At 36.5% G+C, this 21,293-nt stretch carries 22 protein-coding genes; 3 read left to right on the top strand and 19 right to left on the bottom strand.

Annotated features, from left to right (window positions below; genetic code table 11):
• Nucleotides 1–21 precede the first annotated feature (21 nt).
• Nucleotides 22–2,157, top strand: a complete 2,136-nt coding sequence (gene pilM, locus ACQKNZ_RS08025; RefSeq protein WP_427659046.1) for a pilus assembly protein PilM — start codon at nucleotides 22–24, stop codon at nucleotides 2,155–2,157.
• A 39-nt stretch (nucleotides 2,158–2,196) separates the two neighbouring features.
• On the opposite strand, the gene ACQKNZ_RS08020 is transcribed toward pilM, so the two are convergent.
• The 10 genes from ACQKNZ_RS08020 to ACQKNZ_RS07975 form a co-directional block, all read right to left on the bottom strand.
• On the bottom strand, nucleotides 2,197–2,811 hold the full coding sequence (locus ACQKNZ_RS08020; RefSeq protein WP_144535257.1) for a YtxH domain-containing protein: 615 nt from the start codon (nucleotides 2,809–2,811) through the stop codon (nucleotides 2,197–2,199).
• 19 nt (nucleotides 2,812–2,830) lie between these two features.
• The gene (locus tag ACQKNZ_RS08015; protein ID WP_144535255.1) at nucleotides 2,831–3,289 is read right to left on the bottom strand and encodes a DUF948 domain-containing protein; all 459 of its coding nucleotides are present in this window, start codon (nucleotides 3,287–3,289) and stop codon (nucleotides 2,831–2,833) included.
• A 144-nt stretch (nucleotides 3,290–3,433) separates the two neighbouring features.
• The gene (gene murC, locus ACQKNZ_RS08010) at nucleotides 3,434–4,735 is read right to left on the bottom strand and encodes a UDP-N-acetylmuramate--L-alanine ligase (protein ID WP_427659044.1); all 1,302 of its coding nucleotides are present in this window, start codon (nucleotides 4,733–4,735) and stop codon (nucleotides 3,434–3,436) included.
• A gap of 112 nt (nucleotides 4,736–4,847) precedes the next feature.
• Nucleotides 4,848–7,631, bottom strand: coding sequence for a DNA translocase FtsK (locus ACQKNZ_RS08005; RefSeq protein WP_427659042.1), 2,784 nt, complete (start codon nucleotides 7,629–7,631; stop codon nucleotides 4,848–4,850).
• Nucleotides 7,632–7,758: 127 nt separating this feature from the next.
• Nucleotides 7,759–8,364, bottom strand: a complete 606-nt coding sequence (ytpR, locus tag ACQKNZ_RS08000) for a YtpR family tRNA-binding protein (RefSeq protein WP_144535249.1) — start codon at nucleotides 8,362–8,364, stop codon at nucleotides 7,759–7,761.
• A complete protein-coding gene (locus ACQKNZ_RS07995) occupies nucleotides 8,361–9,176 on the bottom strand; it encodes a DUF1444 family protein (protein WP_144535247.1) in 816 nt (271 codons plus the stop codon). Before ACQKNZ_RS07995 ends, ytpR begins: the two co-directional genes overlap by 4 nt.
• 131 nt (nucleotides 9,177–9,307) lie before the next feature.
• Complete coding sequence (locus ACQKNZ_RS07990; protein WP_427659039.1) at nucleotides 9,308–9,619, bottom strand: thioredoxin family protein; 312 nt, start codon at nucleotides 9,617–9,619, stop codon at nucleotides 9,308–9,310.
• An 11-nt stretch (nucleotides 9,620–9,630) separates the two neighbouring features.
• Entirely contained in the window at nucleotides 9,631–10,143 is a 513-nt protein-coding gene (locus tag ACQKNZ_RS07985) for a hypothetical protein (protein ID WP_144535243.1), read from the bottom strand.
• Nucleotides 10,144–10,236: 93 nt separating this feature from the next.
• A complete protein-coding gene (locus tag ACQKNZ_RS07980; protein ID WP_427659037.1) occupies nucleotides 10,237–10,785 on the bottom strand; it encodes a DUF84 family protein in 549 nt (182 codons plus the stop codon).
• Between the two features lie 180 nt (nucleotides 10,786–10,965).
• The gene (locus tag ACQKNZ_RS07975; RefSeq protein ID WP_151113457.1) at nucleotides 10,966–12,039 is read right to left on the bottom strand and encodes a M42 family metallopeptidase; all 1,074 of its coding nucleotides are present in this window, start codon (nucleotides 12,037–12,039) and stop codon (nucleotides 10,966–10,968) included.
• A 173-nt stretch (nucleotides 12,040–12,212) separates the two neighbouring features.
• On the opposite strand from ACQKNZ_RS07975, the gene ACQKNZ_RS07970 reads away from it, so the two are divergent.
• Nucleotides 12,213–12,527, top strand: coding sequence for a hypothetical protein (locus ACQKNZ_RS07970; protein WP_144535237.1), 315 nt, complete (start codon nucleotides 12,213–12,215; stop codon nucleotides 12,525–12,527).
• Nucleotides 12,528–12,603: 76 nt separating this feature from the next.
• Nucleotides 12,604–12,774 (top strand): hypothetical protein, encoded by a 171-nt coding sequence (locus tag ACQKNZ_RS07965; RefSeq protein WP_427659035.1) that lies wholly within the window; start codon nucleotides 12,604–12,606, stop codon nucleotides 12,772–12,774.
• 262 nt (nucleotides 12,775–13,036) lie between these two features.
• Here ACQKNZ_RS07965 and ACQKNZ_RS07960 read toward each other — a convergent pair whose 3' ends face one another.
• The 9 genes from ACQKNZ_RS07960 to pepV form a co-directional block, all read right to left on the bottom strand.
• Entirely contained in the window at nucleotides 13,037–13,690 is a 654-nt protein-coding gene (locus ACQKNZ_RS07960; protein WP_427659033.1) for an HAD family hydrolase, read from the bottom strand.
• The gene (locus ACQKNZ_RS07955) at nucleotides 13,674–14,564 is read right to left on the bottom strand and encodes an alpha/beta fold hydrolase (protein WP_427659031.1); all 891 of its coding nucleotides are present in this window, start codon (nucleotides 14,562–14,564) and stop codon (nucleotides 13,674–13,676) included. Before ACQKNZ_RS07955 ends, ACQKNZ_RS07960 begins: the two co-directional genes overlap by 17 nt.
• 165 nt (nucleotides 14,565–14,729) lie before the next feature.
• Nucleotides 14,730–15,578 carry a YtnP family quorum-quenching lactonase gene (locus ACQKNZ_RS07950; RefSeq protein WP_427659029.1) on the bottom strand — a complete coding sequence of 283 codons (849 nt, stop codon included), beginning with the start codon at nucleotides 15,576–15,578 and terminating at the stop codon, nucleotides 14,730–14,732.
• Between the two features lie 31 nt (nucleotides 15,579–15,609).
• A complete protein-coding gene (gene trmB, locus ACQKNZ_RS07945; RefSeq protein WP_144535231.1) occupies nucleotides 15,610–16,260 on the bottom strand; it encodes a tRNA (guanosine(46)-N7)-methyltransferase TrmB in 651 nt (216 codons plus the stop codon).
• Nucleotides 16,261–16,264: 4 nt separating this feature from the next.
• A complete protein-coding gene (locus ACQKNZ_RS07940) occupies nucleotides 16,265–17,203 on the bottom strand; it encodes a diacylglycerol/lipid kinase family protein (protein ID WP_144535229.1) in 939 nt (312 codons plus the stop codon).
• A complete protein-coding gene (locus tag ACQKNZ_RS07935) occupies nucleotides 17,196–18,179 on the bottom strand; it encodes a nuclease-related domain-containing protein (protein ID WP_340844638.1) in 984 nt (327 codons plus the stop codon). The genes ACQKNZ_RS07940 and ACQKNZ_RS07935 overlap by 8 nt, the downstream gene beginning before the upstream one ends.
• 15 nt (nucleotides 18,180–18,194) lie before the next feature.
• The gene (thpR, locus tag ACQKNZ_RS07930) at nucleotides 18,195–18,728 is read right to left on the bottom strand and encodes an RNA 2',3'-cyclic phosphodiesterase (protein ID WP_144535225.1); all 534 of its coding nucleotides are present in this window, start codon (nucleotides 18,726–18,728) and stop codon (nucleotides 18,195–18,197) included.
• Complete coding sequence (gene dat / locus ACQKNZ_RS07925) at nucleotides 18,725–19,576, bottom strand: D-amino-acid transaminase (RefSeq protein ID WP_144535223.1); 852 nt, start codon at nucleotides 19,574–19,576, stop codon at nucleotides 18,725–18,727. The genes thpR and dat overlap by 4 nt, the downstream gene beginning before the upstream one ends.
• A 17-nt stretch (nucleotides 19,577–19,593) precedes the next feature.
• Complete coding sequence (gene pepV, locus ACQKNZ_RS07920) at nucleotides 19,594–20,985, bottom strand: dipeptidase PepV (RefSeq protein WP_427659025.1); 1,392 nt, start codon at nucleotides 20,983–20,985, stop codon at nucleotides 19,594–19,596.
• Between the last annotated feature and the right edge of the window lie 308 nt (nucleotides 20,986–21,293).

Here is a 21,293-nt window from a genome sequence, read left to right as displayed (position 1 = left end):
TATTAAAAAGGAAGTGAGAACTTGTCATCTACCCTATTTGCATTAGATATCGGTACACGATCTGTCGTAGGAATAATTCTAGAACAACGAAATGAAACGTTTCATGTAGTTGACATACTTGTGGAAGAACATAAGGATCGAGCAATGATGGATGGTCAAATACATAACGTGCTCAAAGTAGCAGAGGTAATACAATCGATAAAGGAAAAACTAGAAGCTAAGCATGGTCCTTTAGAAAAAGTAAGCGTTGCTGCAGCAGGAAGAGCTTTAAAAACTGAGCAAGCCGAGATAAAAATGAATATAAAAAATAGACCGATTTTTTCCGAGGAAGACGTCAGTAGACTAGAGCTTTCAGCAGTTCAGCAGGCTCAAAATGCTCTTGTTCAGCCCGACAGTGGAAATCAGTCTAGTCACTATTATTGTGTTGGATATAGTGTTTTATACTACAAATTGGATGGAGAAGAAATTGGGAGCTTGGTTGACCAACAAGGTGAGGAAGCCTCAATAGAAGTAATAGCTACCTTTCTTCCGCGAGTTGTGGTTGAATCTCTGATTTCTGCTTTAAAGCGAGCTAATTTAGAAATGGAGGCTCTTACATTAGAGCCAATCGCAGCTATTAATGTATTGATTCCCACATCAATGCGTCGTTTAAATGTTGCCCTCGTTGATATTGGAGCAGGAACATCAGATATAGCAATCACTGACTTTGGTACAGTAGTCGCCTATGGTATGGTTCCATATGCGGGAGATGAAATTACCGAAGCATTAAGCGATCATTATTTATTGGACTTTCCTCTTGCTGAAAAAGCAAAGAGAGCAATCAATACTAATGATTACATTCAAGTGCAGGATATCCTTGGTTTTGAACAGGACATACCAAAGGAAGAAGTTATAGAAGCTCTAAAACCAACAATTACAGAACTAGCAACTGAAATTTCAAAAGAGATACTACGTTTAAATAATAATCGCTCTCCTAAAGCTGTCATGCTTGTAGGAGGTGGTAGCCTAACACCTACCATCACCACCTCTTTAGAACAAGCATTAAATTTGCCAGCTAATAGAGTTGCTGTTAGAGGTATCGATGCAATACAAGATTTAACAAAGGAAGAACATATTCCAATCACACCGGAGCTTGTCACACCGATTGGTATTGCAATTGCAGCGAAAAAGTCTCCTATTCAGTATATGTCTGTAAAGGTGAATGGGCAGGTTGTTCGTTTATTTGAACTTAAGGAAATGACAGTTGGTGATGCGTTATTAGCTGCGAATATATCAACCCGAAAATTATACGGGAAACCTGGTGCTGCTCTATCTATCCAACTTAATAATCAAACTCTTCATATCCCAGGAGAACATGGTCAAGCGGCTTTGATAATGGTAAATGGAATGGAGGCTAATACGAAAACCATTATAAAAAATAAAGATACAATTGAGCTTCTAGAAGGAAAAGATGGAAACCCAGGAGTAGCTACTGTTCGAGACTTGTTGGATGAGGCATCTGTTCAAACAGTCACCTTCCAAGGAGTTATGTATATTGTAGAACCAAAGATTTATATCAACGGTGCTTCTTCTACAATAGACACTCCTTTAAAGGAAAGAGACAAGGTTACTGTGGAAACAGTTCAGACAGTAGAACAGTTCCTACAAATCATCAACAAGGAAAGCTATATAGAGAAGCTAAACCCTTACACAGTTACCATTAACGATAAAAACCACTATATGCCCGCACTTTCTCCTAACCTACTCATTAACGGGATGAAAGGCAAATTACAGAGTTCCATTCAAGATAATGACGTAATAGTAATCAATACTTTAGAGTACACTACGTTGGAAAAATTGGCTGAGATATTAAACAAAAAATTATCTATTAGAACAGTAGTCACCTTTCAAAGTGAAAAAGTTGAACTTTTTAAAGAGCTTGCTATAGTTTCTATGGGAGAATTGACTCTTCAAGGAAGTGATGTCATACCAAACAATGCTCAGATTGTATGGGAAGAAGCAAATGATTCCTCCTGGATTTTTCAAGATGTGTTTCGCTTCACAGAGTGGACTCTTCCAGAGAATGCCACCTCTTTTCAAATTTTAAGAAATGGTCAACCTTCCCGATTTGATGAAGAAATTTTCGGAGGAGATCAACTGGAAATTCGATTAGGGTAGAAAAATAAAAAAGAACAAGCATCTCTGCTTGTTCTTTTTTTATTTTTTTGTAGTGGTGGTCTTTTTAGAGTTTGAATTTGAATTAGAATCGTTTTCTTCTGTAATCGCTTCTTTAATAGCTTCAGCAACTGCAGTAGCATTTTCCTCTTCTTCTGTTAACTCTTCTGTCGTTTGAGAAATAGTCTCCATGAAATCCATTGGTTCTTCTCCTTCAGATGAAGCAGTACCATCATCTAATGGTGAAGCAGGTGAACCTTTAATGTTTTTCACTTTGTCTACTAGCTGACCAGATTGCTCTTGCAGCTGTTTAGAAATTTGAGTTGTTTTTTCTTTAGCAGTTGAAGAAAGGTCGATTGTTTTTTCTTTCAGCTGGCCTGCTTGAGATGTTAAGGAGTCACGAAGCTCTGTCCCTGTTTTTGGGGCTAATAATAGTGCTGTCGTAGCGCCTATGATACCACCGATAATTACTCCCATGATGAAGTCCTTACCGTTTACTTCTTCATCCTTATAGATATTGTGGCGGCTTTCCTTATAAGAAGGCATTGGTGGATAGCTAGGCTGCCCTTGTCGATCGTAAGATGATTGGTTTGCATAGTACTCGTGGTCAAATTTTGCATCATTGTAATTTGGTTTGTTTGATTCGTAATTAGTCATTTCAATTCCTCCAGTTAGCTTATTTTATATTGTCTTTTTCAAATGTATAAAAGCCAGCTTGTTCCATTGCTTTGCGTTCTTTCCACTTGTCACGTATGCCAAGGAAAATGCTGCTCCACTGAACAACCTGTGCAATTTTATCTTCATTTTTTTCCACTTCTGAAGTGACAGAAGTTGACAGGCGTTGTATTGAGTTATTGAATCCATTCACCGATGTTCCAACATTTTTCACTGCTTCTACAACCGTATTAAGCTTCTCGGATTTATCTTGAATATCCACTGCCAGTTCGTTTGTTTTATGCAAAAGTTCAGCAGTTTCTTTTGTTACGTTTTGTAAATGAGCCTCTAACCCATCTAATGTATCTGCCACATTGTTCAAGGTCTTTTTAACGGAAGACAAAGTTACCGCCAAGCTTATACATAATATTAGAAATGCTATGGCCGCTACAATTGCAGCTATGTATAATAGATTTTCCATTTGGACACTCCCCATCATTTTTGTTATGTAGTATTTTTACCCTAATTGAACCAAACTAAACTTCTTACTCTATATACTATACTACTTTTTTTTGAAAACTCCTCTAAAAAATGCTTAATCTACATAAGAGATTAAGCATTTTTATTAATTATTTAGTTTTTTTTCAAATGCCTTTTGATATTTTTGGACATCTCCTGCACCCATAAACATAAACACAGCATTTTCATGAGTTAATAATTGTTCCACCGACTCCTCTTGAAGGATATGACTGCCATCTATAAGATCACCTAGTGTTTCGATAGTTAAAGAGCCTGCGTTTTCTCTAGCTGATCCAAATATGTCGCATAAGTACACTTCGTCAGCCAAGCTAAGGCTTTCTTTAAACTCATTTAAGAACTTTTGAGTTCTAGTAAATGTGTGTGGTTGGAATATCACTACAAGCTTTCTATCTGGATACTTTTGACGTGCGCCTTCAATTGTTACAGCAATTTCTGTCGGGTGATGAGCGTAATCATCAATAATTACACGATCTCCTATAACTGTTTCCGTAAAACGTCTTTTAACACCCTCAAAGGATTCTAAACCATCCTGGATAACCTCTACAGGCACACCCTCATAATGACATAAAGATATAACCGATAAAGAATTCAAAATGACATGATCACCGTACATTGGTATCGTAAACCGATGATAAAACTCATTTCTTACAAATACGTCAAAGGAAGTCCCCTCTGTTGTCTTTTCTATATTACGAGCAGCAAAATCATTATGCTCCCCGAAACCATAATAGACAACAGGCACAGACGCTTTAATGCGTTGAAGATGAGAGTCATCTCCACAAGCTATAATGCCCTTTTTAACTTGCATCGCCATTTCCTGAAACGCGTTAAATACATCCTCAATATCTGTAAAATAATCTGGATGGTCAAAATCGATATTAGTCATAATCGCATAATCTGGACTATATGCCAAAAAGTGTCTGCGATATTCACATGCTTCAAAAACGAAATTAGAGGCGTTTTTAACCCCTTTACCAGTGCCATCACCAATTAGATAAGAAGTAGCGTTATAACCGCTTAAAACGTGAGCGAGTAGACCTGTAGTTGACGTTTTCCCATGAGCTCCAGTTACTGCAATTGAAGTAAACTGGTTCATATAATCACCTAAAAACTTATGATAACGAATAACTTCCAACCCAAGTTCCTTAGCCTTCACTATTTCAGGATGAGTGTCAGGAAATGCATTTCCTGCAATCACTGTCATTCCTTCTTTTACATTATCTTCATCGAACAATAGAACATTTATCTGGCGATCATGTAATGGTTTTTCTGTAAAAAAATATTTTTCAATATCGGATCCTTGAACTTCATGACCTTCATCATGAAGGATTTGAGCTAACGGGCTCATACCCGATCCCTTAATCCCTGTAAAATGATACTTTGTCATACATTGTAAACCTCCTGGGATTAGTCCCACTTATATACATTGATTATGCGTTCGCCTATTAGACGTATTCCCCATTATATCACTTTTTAGTACGTTATATTAATAAATATATTTAACTAAAAATTTGGTCAATGCTATCATTTGTCAATAACACTTCTCTAGCCTTACTTCCTCGTTGATCAGAAATATAACCACTCTCATACATAGCATCAATCAGCCTAGCTGCCCGATTATATCCTAAGTGGAATTTCCGTTGCAATAATGATGTGGATGCACTGCCCTGTTCAACTACAAATCGACAAGCTTCCTCAAATAATTCGTCTTGTTCGGAGGCGGTCTCTGTTTTTTGTATTAGCTCATCCTGTTCAAACATATAATTGGGAGTTCCTTGGCTTCTTGCATAGTCAATAACACTTTCTATTTCATCGTCTGTCACATAAGTACCCTGAATCCTTACTGGACTCGACATACCATTGCCTTGATAAAGCATATCTCCGCGACCAAGCAATCTCTCAGCACCTTGCTGGTCTAAAATAGTCCGTGAATCTATTTGGGATGATACAGAAAAAGCAATTCGTGTAGGAATATTTGCCTTTATGAGGCCTGTAATTACATCAACAGAAGGACGTTGTGTTGCTAAAACAAGATGTATTCCACAAGCTCTTGCTTTTTGTGCAATACGACAAATAGCATCCTCCACCTCGGTTGGAGCCATCATCATTAAGTCAGCTAGCTCATCAATTACAATAACAAGGTAAGGTAGTTTTTGAGCAAACTGTCTTTTTTCCGTGGCCAATGTGTTATATCTGCTAATATCACGCACTCCGATATGAGCAAACAATTGATAACGACGTTCCATTTCTTCAACTGCCCATTTGAGAGCTGCTGTTGCAGCTTTCACATCTGTGATTACTGGACTTACTAAATGAGGAATATGGTTAAAAGGAGCAAGCTCCACCATCTTAGGATCGATTAACAATAATTTCAATTCATCTGGAGTTGCCTTATATAACAGACTAACAAGCAAAGAATTGATAAACACAGATTTCCCCGAGCCTGTTGCTCCTGCAATTAGCCCATGTGGCATCTTTCTCAAATCGATTGTCACAGGTTTACCAGTTAAATCTAAACCAAGGGCTGCTTCTAAAGGAGATTCAGATTCAATAAATACATTCGTGTTAAGAACCTCCGATATACGTACAGCACGTGATTTTCTATTAGGAATTTCAATACCTATTGAGCTTTTTCCTGGTATAGGAGCTTGTATACGAATGTCCTTCGCTGCTAGAGCAAGCTTAAGATCATCTGCTAGGTTGCGAATTTTACTTACCTTCGTACCATGTCCTACTGTAATTTCAAATTGAGTAACTGCTGGTCCTTGAAACATTTGAACAATTTCCCCGCTCACTTGAAAATACGAAAGGGCTTCCACTAAAGTGGCAGCTTGATCCTCCATCCACTCTTTATCCTCATCCTTCATCTCTGGTGGTAAAAGATAACTAAAGGAAGGTTTTTGATAGCTAGAAGTGTATTCTTCCTGCATTTCCTCAATTGGTTCTGTTACAGAGTTTTCTTCCACCCTTACTTCTTCTTTATGTCGGGCTTGTGTCGGCTCAGCTACAGAAACAGGCGGCATGGATGAAAAGCTCTGTTGGTTAGGTATTATTTTATTTCCTAGTTTATTCAACTTATCCTTATCTGACTTCAGCATTAAAACGTTAAAGGGTCTGATTTTCTCTGTTCGAGTTGCTTCAGGCGTCTTAATCGGTTCTCCTACTGATTCCCCTTTGACTTCAAGCGATTCTACTACTTGCTGTTCTTCTTTTCTTTCAAGTTGCTCGACTAGCGGTGTTTCTTTGGTTTCAAGTAGCTCTGTTACCGTTTGTTGCTCTTCGTTTACTTCAAGAGCATTAACTACTGCTTCTTCTTCGACTTCATGTTCTTCTTTTCTTTCAAGTTGCTCGACTAATGACTGTTCTTCTACTTTAAGGAGCTCAGCTACCATTGGTTGCTCTTCGTTTACTTCAAGAACATTTACTACTGATTCTTCTTTGACTTCAAGCGGTTCTATTACCAGCTGTTCTTCTTTTCTTTCAAATTGCTCGACTAATGGCTGTTCTTCTACTTTAAGGAGCTCAGTTACCATTGGTTGCTCTTCTTTAACTTCAAGATTATTTACTACTGATTCCTCTACTACTTCAAGCGGTTCTGCTACTTGTGATTCCTCTTTTACTTCAACATGCTCTAATTTCGGCTTTTCCACATTAGAAATTTGTTCCAATTCTTGTTTTACTTCTACTATCTCGTTTGGCGATTCCTCTAAAGAAGTATTGATACTCGGAGCTTTATCGAGAACCTCCGATGTTTCTTCACTTACTACAAGTACTGGATCCTCTATGGCATTTTCTTTGATTTCCACTGATTGCTCTGCCTTTACCTCCTGTGGCATGGGGAAAGGACTCACAATTTTTTCTTTACTTATAATAGGCTCTCTCTCTATAATTGGTTCCTTGTGGGTTGTCCCATATTTTTCCTTCGGCTTATTATAGCCATATACTGGAGAAGGAACTTGAGTTGGAGTGAAGGGTCTCTTTTTCTTTACGATAGCTGTTTCTTCAACTATTTCTTTTTCCACTTTTTTGACTACTGGCTGTATTTTTCTTTGTTGCCAGCCTTCATAGATAGGAGGAGCTTCATATACTTTTTTCTCATTTACAATCGGCTCGTTAATTATTTTTTCTTCCTTTACTCCATACAGGAATTCGTTTTTTTCATTATCCGATATTAATGGAAAGCGGAAAGGAGTTTTCGTTTCTTTTGGAGATAACTCCTCAGCTTCAAATTCTTCTATATTTTCTTCCTCATTATTTGAAAATAATTTTTTAAACCAGTTCATTTACATCACTCTTTCTACTCGATACCATCTATTTTACCAATAATTACGGTATACGTCTGTTAAAAATTAAAAGATAGTAGAAAAAAAGCACACCTATTAGGCATGCTTTAAGAACTTCTTCATACTTTTATGAAACAAAGGCACTTCCTATTTCATTGTTATCTTCCAAAACAAGAATACCTTTCACCTCAGGAGCATTTGGTAAAGCAAGCTCTCTGGCAGAGCAAAGCATTCCACTTGAAGCAATTCCTCGAAGTTCTGCATCTTTAATAACCATTCCAGAAGGCATAACAGCTCCAACTTTAGCTACCACTACCTTTTGGCCAGCGTCCACGTTTGGAGCGCCACAAACAATTTGTAAGGTTTCAGTTCCTACGTTTACTTGGCACACCTTTAACTTGTCCGCATTTGGATGCTGCTCTAAAGATTCCACATAACCAACTACAAACTTAGGAGACAGGTCCACCTCTAATTGGTAATCTACTTCATTTGAATTTAATACTGCTTGAATTTTTGTCACAAGCTCCTCATTTAAAGTAACTTGTCCGTTTGCTTCTAGTTGTGCATATTTACTAAATCCAAATATATTGATTGCAAGAATCTCAGCTGATTGCTGATCCTTAACAAGCGTTACATCGCCTTTAGTTTCAGTTATAACTTTTTCTGTTTTTTCTGGTGTTAATTGGACTAATAACACGTCACCTATACCGGCTGCATTGTAAAATATATTCATTTGTCTTCGTTCTCCTTTGTTACTCGATTTTTAGCCAGGATAAAGATTGGCTCTAAATCTCCTTTGTCATATATAAAAGATAATGAGGTAATTGGCACTGTCCCTACTGTAAAGAAATGCATAGTCATTTGAGCAAGAACATCGTAACCTGTCTCATTTCTTATATCACCAATAATCATAACATCTTGATGGGGTACAGAAACAGTCATATCTCCAGAAATCTGTTTTTTCATTTCTTTTAATAGAGATTCGTTTAAGATTCTGCTTGCATCATAACCGTCATTATTGTTAAAAAAGTAAAAGATATTGCCAGCAACTTCATCCGTTTTATAATTTGTTTTTAGATTTCTAACCTGGAATAGAGCTCTCTCCCTTATCTCAGTTTCCCGCACATTCCAGCTCGCTAACATCTTCTCATCTAGCAAACGATAAGTATTTCCTAAATCTAAAGCATAGTAAACTCTAGTTTCAGCAGTATGGTCTTTCGTAACAAATCGGTTTCCCTCGTTAGATTTAAGAGGAAAGGAAGTAGAACGAATTACAGGATAAACCGCTAACGTTGGATCAATTTCTCCTGCCATTTCCTTCTCCATAGCTGAAAATGTCTCTTGTATTGTGTATACTACCTCGTTAATTGCTTCCTCTTTTTTTGTTTCATATTTCGCTAATATAGGAGGAATCGAAATATCCATACCTTTTCCTAGTTGCTTATGGGTTAAACGAAGCTTATTCGTTTCACGATTGTAATCATACATATATATTTCTTCTGTCATTTTAGTTTTAAATAATCTTATCAATTCAAGTGCTTTCAAAGTATCCCTTCCTTTCTTATTCACAAAAGACTTGCCTATGTGAATTCTATCGCTATATAGCAGTTAAAAACAAATATTATGTATGGAATCCCAAATAAAAACGGCTCACAATTTGTGAACCGTTTAGTCTCTTAGATAGATTGAAGAAATAATTCAATTTCTTCTCTTGTTTTACGATCTTTACTTACGAAACGACCTATCTCGTTTCCATTTTCAAAAGCGACAAAACTCGGAATACCTAAAATGTTTAACTCAACACATAAATCTATAAACTCATCTCTATCTACGGAGATAAATTGGAATTCAGAAAACTGCTCTTCCACCTCTCCCATAAACGGGTCGATAAAATGACAATCTGGACACCAATCGGCTGTAAATTTAAATACAACCTTCCCAGTATTCTTTAATTGTTCGAATTGATCAATGGATTGTAAGTTTTCCACGTGAATTCCCCCTATTTCGTTTGAATAGATCTGACTATCATCATCATCTGTTCAAGATTATTAGCAACATCTTTCTCTTTAGTAATAGTTGTTAATTTGATACCGCCAATACTGGTTATTAACTCATATCTATCTTCGCTATTTTCTAAAATGGCAACAAAACCAAACCGATCATCTTTTTCAAAGGTTGCTTCCTTAATGATTTTCACATTTTTATTTGCCATCATTAAATCATAGTATAATTTACTCGAAGACGATTCATTAGGATTGATAAATAAAATAAAAGAATTTTTCCCTTTGTTGAGAAGAATATTAGTTTCATCGGAATCATCTTCAATAGAATATCCACTTGGTAAGAAAAGTTTTATACTGTTAATTTCTTCGTTAGGATCTTCAGCATCCCCTTGAAAGGCTTTTTCAGCTTGTTCAAGGCCGTCTACAGCTTGTTCATCTATAGATGCGCACCCTGCTATTAAAATGACAGCTAGCGACGCGAGAATAACCCGCATCCAAATTCTCGTCAAATTCTTTCCTCCATTCAATGCATAACTGCTATATATTTTAACTATGATTTTATTTACTTGCAACTAGTATATCTTATTAAGTTAGTTGGTTTTTCATTCCTGTAAATCTAATTTCGCATTTTGAGTCTTTAAAGAAAGTTCATACTGACCAATGAGCAATAACATAATATGCTCGAACATATCACTTCGTTTTACAAAACCGTTTGTAAATACTCCTATTGCTCCTTCGTGATGACGTATACCTTTCTTGTTAGTATAGACGTCCATTATGGGTCCAAGTTCCGCACCCTCTTTTAAACTATCTGCTATTTCCTTTGGTAAGGCTACACCTGCTCCGGTAGCAGTAAACACTTCTCCGGTTTTGGTTGCAAGAGCACCCCAGTTACAAACATACATAGTATCAGCAATCTCCTGTACACCGCCTTCTAAGCCGATGCCAAAGATACCATCAAAGTCTTGCATTAATCGTTTTGCTCGGTTAATAGCTCCCTGCCTAGTTTCCTCGTTGCTCATAGGCTGATTCGACACTTGTGAGGAAACCTCCTGATTTACAAAAATAGCATCAGGATAAAATTTGCCAGCTACCACTTCAACTGCCTTTGTTTTAGCCCTATTATTAGTTCCAATTAGTATTTTATGCATCGTTTAATCTCCTTCTTTGAAACAAGCCAATGAAAACAATAAGAAAGTTCAATTTCATCGGCTGAAAAAGATATGATTTTTGGACTGTCTGTTGCTATCTATTATTCCAAGCAATATGTATTGAATATGTATAATTTATATCTTTAATTTTAAAAAAAGATGCCACTCGGGGCATCCTTTTTAGACGTTTGCTTTAATAGTCTCAAGTGTTGAACGATCGCATGCCTTTACAAGCTTCACAATTAATTCCTTCGCTGCTGCGTAATCATCTGTATGAATAATAGACGAAGAGGTATGAATATAACGTGAACATATACCAACTACTGCACTAGGTACACCTTCTAACGAAGTATGAACTCTTCCTGCATCTGTTCCACCTTGTGAGATAAAATATTGATATGGAATATTATTAGTCTCAGCAGTATCTAATACAAATTCTCTCATCCCTCGATGAGTGATCATGGAGCGGTCAAATATACGTAGTAGAGTACCTTTCCCCAATTGACCAAACTCATTTTTATTGCCAGAAGCATCATTTGCGGGGCTAGCATCTAAAGCGAAGAACAAATCAGGCTTGATCATATTAGTGGAGGCTTGTGCCCCGCGAAGACCTACCTCTTCCATAACATTTGCTCCAGAGTACAACATATTTGGTAACTGTTCATTTTGAACTTCTTTTAATAATTCAATCGCAAGCCCACAACCATAACGGTTGTCCCAAGCCTTAGCCATAATTTTTTTATCATTTGCCATTGGAGTAAACGGACAAACAGGGACAATTTGATCGCCAGGTTTAATACCCATTCTAAGTACATCCTCTTTATCATCAGCACCAACATCGATTAACATATTTTTAATATCCATTGGTTTATTACGAACCTCATCACTCAACAAATGAGGAGGAATAGATCCGATTACACCTGGAATTGTTTTGTAACCTGTAACAATTTCTACACGTTGAGCGAGTAGAACTTGGTTCCACCATCCACCTAGTGGCTGGAAACGTAGCATTCCATTATCCGTGATGCCAGAAACCATAAATCCGACCTCGTCCATATGCCCAGCAACTAATATTTTAGGACCATTTTCATCGCCCTTTTTCAATCCGAAAATTCCACCTAAATTGTCTTGTACTATTTCGTCTGCATATTTTGTTAACTCGGTTCGCATAAATGCTCGAACAGCATGCTCATTTCCTGGAGCCCCAGGTAACTCGGTTAATGTTTTAAACAACCCGCGTGTTTCTTCATTCATCTCAGTAGATGCCTCCTAAAGCATAGAAAAGTTAATTTTGCCTTTTTAAATACATTTCCTATCTATTGTAATAAAAGTTTGAATTGTTTACTACTAATAAATTTCGACAATCGAAAAATTTTACGAAATCGAGTTATGTGATAAACTAAAATAAACAAGAGGGAGGAATTGGAATGAAATTAAGAGACTATATGATGGGATTAGGTACTGGAGTCGTTTTAGGTATTGTTGCAAGTCAGGCTGCAAATAAAATAAATCCAAACAAACCAGCAGATCTAGTGCTTAATAATATAAAGAACTCTTTTAAAGAAGAGGGACCAATCGATGGCTCATGGATTTATATGAGTCCAGAACCTTTCCAAAAAGAAGCAATCCGTTTGGAAGTATATAAAGGCGGAATATCAAGAGTTAAAAATGGAGAGCTTGAACAATTTGAGTTTGCAGCTGATTCGAAGTCTGGAACTGTCGTAGACCTTACAAGAGTATAATACAATGATGTTGCTTTCAGTCATGGAGCATAAATCCACCTCTTAAGTGTAAATTATCTGTAGGAGGTGATATTCCATGAGTAGCAAGAACAGTAAAAAAACCATGAACGAGCGAACGCACAACAGCCAAGAATTATACAAAAATCCTACCGTAAACCCAGATACAGAAATGGGAATTGACTTTGCTGAAGTCTCGAAAAATAAGGTAACGAAACATATTAATAAAGAATCGAATAACAAAAAATAAAGCAAAGGTGAGTTAAAAGCTCACCTTTTTTCTTTTTTAGTGGAGTGTTGCAGAAACCGCCTGAAATGTTGCGCAAAACTTGCGGAGTGTTGCGGGAAAGTCTCCAACTGTTGCACAAATGCTCTGAAGTGTTGCAAGTACAAAAAGTGTTGCGCAGAAGTCTCTAAGTGTTGCGGGAAATAAGTGAAGTGTTGCGCGAAATAAGTGAAGTGTTGCAATCAGCTTATTGAAGAAAAAATTTTATTATTCTCAGTTAACTTCTTCACACTGTAGGCCATAATTTGTGGTCCTTTAATAGCTCCATTAAATCACTCTTGCTCCTATTCAAGTAAAGACCTTTTATCCCAGCTCGCTCCGAGCCATCAATATTTTCCATTTTATCATCAATAAAAACACTTTCTTCTTTACTAGCAGATAACTCCTTCAGGGCAAGATAATAAACAGCTTCACTTGGCTTTTCTAGAAGGACTGTAGACGATAATATAATGGCTTCAAAATAATGTCGTATTCCTAAACGATCAAAAATCCAATCCATACTTGGCATTGCATTAGAAATAACTGCTAGTCGATAAGTTTTACTTAACGTTTCTAGAACTTCATTAACCTCCGGAAACAATTCACAGTTAACAGCGTAATGAGCAAAGAGCATCAATTCATCTTCTAATTTCTTTTCCCCAAGGTGCGCAGCGATTGCTCCATAATAACTTTTGTAATATTGTTCCTCTTCCTTCCAATTAGTTATAAATGGCAGTTCTAGCTGACTGGCTTTATGTATAGCGGCTACAATTTCGGATTGTGTGAATCCTCGTTGCATCATCAAATTAGTGACTCGTTGCTCCCCTTTTACTAAGGTGTCAAAAAGAACCCCGCCCGCGTCAAAGAAGATCACGTTCACATCCTTATTTAATAAGTCCATTCTTTTCTTCTAGCTCCATTCCTTTTAGTATTCTTATAGCTTCTAGAATGATATCTGGCCGATCTAAATGTATCGAGTGACTGGAGCCTTTTGCAAAGATTAACCTACTATTTTTTGTTATATAAGCTTGCCCCTCGATAAGCTCCTCCCATTTATTTTCTAGAAGTTCAGCTTCTTTTTCAGGCAATCCTTCTTCCACTGCTAATGATATACAATGAGCTTTATCTCTGCCAATGACTATCAAAGGGAGATTGAGAGAAGTATTTAAATTTTTTATTGTTTCAGCATCTCTTTCCCAGTGACTTATCTCCAAATACATTGCCTTATATAAATTTGGCTTTACTTGAAACTCTAGTAGTCTTTTTTGAATGTCTATAGGAAATTGTAGTTGCTGTTTTGTCAGCGTTGGTTTTAGTTGAACCCGCAGCCTTTCTTCATTCATAGAGGAATAAAAAAGGCATTTTTCTAACCAAGCTTCATCCGTGGAATCTTCATTGATCACCGGTAAATCCAATTGATCGAGAGCTTTAAAGTTTACAGATGTGGAATCTACCAATACTACTCCCAACACCTTCTCTTCATGCTTCTTCATAAAATGCTGGACACATAATCCTCCATAAGAATGACCAACAAAAATAAATGGTTCATCTATTTCAAGGAGACGAATAATCTCTGATATTTCATTTATGACAGTTTCTGTATTTCGTAATTCCTTTAGCAATTCACTTTCACCAAGCCCAGGTCTATGAAACATTATCACACGATTCGTTTTACTTAATGTTTCGGTTATTTCATACCACTCATCAAATGAGGAGCCCATACCCGAAACAATCATTACTGGGGTACCTTCACTTCCTTTAAATAAAATCTCCATGTTCTGTTCGTCTATATTTAAAAAAGTCCTGATTATACTCACCTCAAACTTTAGTAGTTTATCCTTCATTAATTCTCTATAATTTACCAATAACCTTCTATAATTATGTGAATACACAACAAAAAAACAGCTATAAATGTCCTTAGACACTTATAACTGTTTACATCATTTTCTCGTTCTCTCTAGCTTCTCTATAATTTCCTTGCCATCTGTAGACCATTTAATCATTCGATGGTAAGCATCATGATAAAAACTAAACCAATAATTGTTTTGTAATGCCTCATTCACCCATTTTTGCTTAGCAAACACAGAAGTCATTGGATAATCATCATAAGCTAAAACCCATAAAGGATTTTGGTGAGCATTCGTTGGCATTAGATCGGCCATATGAATGATCGTTTCGCCAGATTGTCTTAATAGTACAATGCTGTGCCCATCGCTATGCCCACCTGTGTGAACCATCTGAATATCTTCTAATATAGTAATAGAATCCTTGAATGTTGTGACCTGAGATTGAATTGGTTCCCAGTTTTCCTTCCAATAAGTATTGCTAGATCGAATATTAGGATTCTTCATTTCATTCCACTCTACATCTGAAACATAGATAGTAGCATTCGGGAAACTAGAAATTAACTCTCCATTTACCCACTTAGTTAATCCACAAGCGTGATCAAAATGTAAATGTGTCATTAAAATGATATCGATATCCTCAGCTAGTAGACCTAGCTCGACAAGATTTTCATCTACCATCGATTCGTCTGTAATCCCATAGTTTCTTATTTGCTTTTCTGAAAACTTACCAAATCCTATGCCCGCCTCTAGCAAAATGTTTTTACCTTGATATTGGATAAGAATTGGATCGGAAGGAAGCTCTATTTGATTTTTTTCGTTAACAGGATATTTTTTTTCCCATAAAGGCTTTGGCACTACTCCAAACATGGCTCCCCCGTCCATATGTGTCGTACCACCCTTTAACCATGTTAATGTCATCTCTTGAAACTTATACGTATCCATACTTTCATCCCCTTTGAATAGTATTGACCTTTTACTTGTTGCTCAAAAACCTAGCCTCTAGTCTATAAATCGGCTGTCCTTTTGCTGAGAATTTCTCCTCATATTCCGTCATAATATTATCTTCTGGCATATTCGCATGTAAATCAAGCGATACATAAGTCAACAGCATCCCATAAGCCGACATACTTGTTAAAGAATATTCAAATAACCCTCTATTATCTGTTTTAAAATGCACTTCTGCATTGTCTACTAAAATAGATTCATACAGCTTTAAAAACCCTTCGTGAGTTAAGCGTCTCTTTGCATGTCTAATTTTTGGCCATGGATCTGAGAAGTTTAAATACACACGGTGTACATCATTTTTTTGAAAATATTTTGCTAAGTCAGCACCATTCACCTTAAGCAAACGTAAATTTGGTAAAGGCTGTGCTTCTAATGCGTTTTCTAAAGCAGATACAATGACACTATCATAAAGCTCAATTCCTATATAATTGATATCAGGATTTTGTTTTGCCATTCCTGTGATAAATTGGCCTTTACCTGTACCTACTTCAATGTGAAGTGGATTCTCGTTATTGAACACTGAATTCCATTTTCCTTTTTGTTCTTCTGGATTTGGAATTACTATTTCTGGATGAGCGTTTATAAAATCCTCTGCCCATGGTTTGTTTCTTAATCTCATTACTTTAACTCCTTTTACTTGGTGGTTTTGCTAAATTCCAAGCATCGGACTCCACCTTAAACGTATAAGTACTACCAGGAGTAGTCATACAGGAAAATTCTCCATCTACATGCCCATATACTTCATCGTTCATTTGAATGGTGAACTCTTTTGCTTGAATTTGTTTAATTTCTTTATAAGCAGTATGTTTTCCAAAAAACACAGTGCCAAATATAAATAATAGCTTTGTTCTTTTTAAATGGTGTACTATGGTTAGTTCGATTAATGAATCGTTCGGTAAGGAGGACGGAGAGATTTTCATACCTCCTCCAAAATAAGGCTGATTACATACAGTGATAAACCAAACATCCTCAAACTTTATCTCATCTTCTTTATTTAGTAAAGAAAAAGAAAATTTTTGAAAACAAAATAACTCCTTCACTAGATAAAGTATGTATACTAGTTTACCTAAGCCTAATCTATTTAACCACTTTTTCCAGCTAGAATTATTGGCTGCATACACAACATGAGCGTCAAAACCAAAGCCCGCATTATTTACAAAATGAAATTTCTCTGAATTGGTTTTTAATGTTCCCATGTCCATATATTCTGATGATTGAAATTCCAAAACATATTCATTTAATTGTTCTATTGTTTTAAACACAAAAAAAGTTCGACCAAAATCGTTTCCACTTCCTGCAGAAACAACTCCAACTCGAACATGATTGTATCCTATCAAACCTGAGAGTATTTCGTGTATGGTACCATCTCCACCTATTGCAATAATAAGAAGAGGTTCTTGGCTAGCGTCAGCATATTCCTTCGATATAGCAGTTGCATGCCCACTGTATTCAGTTTTAAAGAGTGTAAAGGAGAACGGGAGCCGGTCCTTCCATGACTCCCATAGCTTTTTAGCTCTTCCCTGACCTGCTACCTCATTTACAATTATCACTACATTATTCATTTTCTATCTCACTCTCTAACTCCCAGCCTGCTCGAGAGTAGGAGGTGGTTTGAACAAGATTAAGTAATGCTTGCGCTGCCTTAAACTGCATATGCTTCATAGGTGAAGGAGATGATTTTAAGGATTGAAACCAAGCAGAAAAACTTCTTGTATCCACTAATTGAGTCTGATAGGTGGAACCTGGATAATCGATATACCCATTCCTAGACAAGACTACCTTTCTTATTGGCAAGTCAATCTCTTCCTTTTTAAACACTTGTAAAAGAATAGATTCCATTCTATTTAAGCTAATCATCGGACTTAATGTTTTACTCTCTGCTTTCCCACTTTTTTTCACCCAGAATCGATCCCCGCTACCGATAAAAGCGTCTGAATCTCTACCCTCTAAAACTACTAAGCATATAATTTCTGTAGGTAAAACAATAATGATATCTAGTTCTACAGGAGCTTTTTTCAATTTAAGAATCGGATAATAAAACAGAAAATAATTATCAGGCAATTGTAGTGTTAATTGCCTCAGCAAACTATCTCTCATATACTTGGGGTCCACATATGATTTTTCCATTAAGGTAGAGCTAGCCCATTTTAATTGAAAATGGAATAATTGATCCAAATACATTCTTCGTAGCTCTTCTTTAGAATTTGGATTATAAACAATATTAGGCTCAAAAAAGAGAGTTGTAGATTCTTCTTGTACATCATGTCCAATCTCTTCTTTTTCCTCTTCCAGTAATTCTGCAGAGGTTTCTTCTTTATTTCGGGAAAATAGTTTAGAGATAAAGGATTTCTTTTCCTCTACCTCTATATCTTCCTCCTGCTCATTTTCAATCCACGATGTATCTAAAGCTCCGTTTTCCCAAGAAGCGTTAATACGCTCCCATTGTTGTTTTTTCAAACGAACAAATTGTGTAGGATAGCGCTTTAAATCAATCTGATATCTGGATATATAATCTTGCAGTTTGACTAACTGAGCCATTCCGTTGCCTCCCTATCACACGTTTATTCTTGCAAAATGTTCGTAACGTGGAGTACTCGCTGGATTTATTTTGTAGATGATAAAATCACGGACTTCAAAAGACTGTTTTTCCAGATCAAATGAATCATAGACACATTTTTCTTTTGACATCCACTTTTTAGCCAGTGTTATATGTGCATGGAAGTCCTTAGAAATATTTAACTCTAAAAAATTCAAAACCTTTTGAACAATTGCCTGCTGCAGTTTCATTAACTCATCTTTTTCTTCTAAGGCAACGAATACAACTCTAGGAGTTTCATCGTTACCAAAATGAGCTAGTCCATCTGTAGTTAAAGAAAAGGCATCCCACTTAATTTGATTCAAAGATGCTATTAAGTCCTTTAATACATTTTCATCGACAGCAGCCAAGTAAGCTAATGTGATATGGAGATCCTCTGCAAGGGGCAACGTTTTATGTGTTCTATGCATATTTGTTGTCGCCCTTGCCTTTATGAGAGATCTTCCAACCATCTCAGGTACTTTGATTCCTATGAAATAATGTGTGTTCATACTTGTAGAGTGGAGGGAATCTTTTGTTCAAAAGCCTTCTGAAGTTTTCTTGTAAATTCTCCAGGTTTTCCATCGCCGATAGCTTTATCATCAATCGAAATAATCGGCATAACCTCAGCGTTAGTAGATGACATGATAAATTCATCCATTTGCAATGTTTCCTCTTTAGTCATTGCTTTCTCCACTATCGGTAATCCAATTTCTTCACAGCAATCTAATATAACTTTTCTTGTTATACCATTTAAAATCAGGTTGCTAACTGGATGTGTATACAAGACACCATCTTTTATTCCATACATATTAGACGATGATCCTTCTGTCACCGTCTCTCCGCGATGTAAAATTGCTTCAAAACAATCTTTTGTAACAGCCTCTTGTTTAGCAAGTACATTCCCAAGTAGATTCAATGACTTAATATCACATCTCAACCAACGGATATCCTCTACAAAACAAGCCTTTACGCCACTTTCTAGTTGAGCAAGAGGACGAGTCGTTTCTTTTGTATAAGCAGTCAGTACAGAGCTAACTGCTGGGTTAGGAAAGTTATGAATACGAGGACTATTTCCACGTGTTACTTGAAGATAAATTTGACCATTTTGAAGCTCATTCGTTTCAATTAGTTCGTGCATCAATTGATGTAATTTATCTTTTGTATAAGGCATGACTAATTGAATTTTGTCTGCACTTGCGTAAAGACGATCGATATGCTCTGTTGCTGTAAACAAATCACCATTATAAATTTTAATCACTTCATAAATTCCATCTCCGAATTGATAACCACGATCCTCAAAGCCGATTTTTACCTCTTTTTCCTCTACGATTTGATCATTCCATAAAATTTTAGTCATGTTCTATCATCCTCTCCTTATTTTTTCCCAGCAAGCTCTACAATTGCATCTGCATAAATGGCCGTTGCTTTTATTAAATCTTCAATATCTACATATTCATCCACTTGATGTGCTACATCTGGTCTACCAGGGAATAACATTCCAAATGCTACACCTTTTTTCAGTACTCGTGCGTATGTTCCTCCACCAATAGATAATAGTTCTGCTTTTTCTCCCGTTTGACGCTCGTATACCTTTTGAAGAGATTGAATCAGTACATCCTCTTTATCGACAAAATGTGGTGTAGAGTTAGAGCCTAAATCTAATGTAACACCACTATTTTGTAGCTTTTCTCTACAAGCTCCTACTTTTTCCTCAAACGGGTAGCTAACAGAATAGCGTAGGCTTACTTGTGTGCATGAGCCTTGAGCAGGTGCATAATGAATAACCCCAGCATTTAATGTAGTTTCACCAGAAACTTCATCCGTATAGTCTAAGCCCAATGCACGACCTCTGCTTTCGTCACCAAAAGCCATTACAAGAAATTCACAGAATGCTTTGGAATGTGGTGTTAAAGATAATGTTAATAGGAATTTAGCTAGAAATACCCCTGCATTCACTCCTTGATCTGGCTCCATAGCATGAGCAGATTTTCCACGAACCAATACTTTCACGACTGGCCCTTCTGGCAATACCTCTCCAGTAATACCATGTTCACTTGCAAAAGCATTAAATTTTTCTTTAATAGAATGAGCTCCGCCAAAAATAAATGCAAACGCTTCATCCGGCACCATATTTGTGCGCTTTCCGGCTTGGAAAAATTGAATTGTTTCTGTTTCGGAAGAACCCGTTTGAGAGAAGATTAAATTAGCAATCCCCTTTTCTGCATTAATAATTGGAAAGTCTGCATCTGGAGCAAAGCCTAGGTCAGGCATCTCCTCTTTTTCGAAATAGCGATCAACACATCGGAATCCGCTTTCTTCATCAGAACCAATAATTAGTCTCACACGTTTTGAAAGCTCGATACCAGCTTCCTTAACTAGTTTCATTGCCATCCATGCTGCAATAGTTGGACCTTTATCATCTATTGCTCCTCTACCATAGATACGATCATCAGCAACAACACCTTCGAATGGTGGGTAAGTCCAGCCCTGTCCTTCCGGAACTACATCAACATGACAAAGAATTCCTACTAGTTCCTCTCCACTACCCATTTCAATGTGACCAGCCATATTGTCTATATTTTTCGTAACAAAGCCTTCTTTGTTACCCTCATTTAACATATGTTGAAGCGCCTCAAGTGGCTTTATACCAAAAGGAGCTTCTTCTGTAGCTTCCTTTTCGTCTAAAACGCTAGGGATTTGGATTAATGCCTGTAACTCTTTAATGATCTCAGGCTTTTTTTGTTCTGCTAGGTCTAACCAGTTCATTTATTATATCCTCCTATGTATATTGCATATTTCTTATTTTACACTTAATTTGTTCAAACACACAGCAAAAAGAAGGTTTTTTTAAACCTCTATCAAATAATATTATTAGAGCGGTAACTGCATATTTAAGCTATTCATATAAGTAAAAAATAATTTTTGTTTCTTTTCATATCGCAAAGATTTCAACATACTATTCAATTGTTCTATCAGATTATCAATATTATTTTAGAGATGTATTCTGGTACTAAGGTTAATATTTTTATAATTTTAAATTAAGACAAATCCATTAGAAAATCCAGTCATGAATG

This window comes from Psychrobacillus sp. NPDC093200 (genome assembly GCF_050280345.1).
Taxonomy (GTDB): Bacteria; Bacillota; Bacilli; order Bacillales_A; family Planococcaceae; genus Psychrobacillus; species Psychrobacillus faecigallinarum.
The sequence above is the reverse complement of the archived record's forward strand: the minus strand, read 5'-3'. Positions and strand labels throughout refer to the sequence as shown.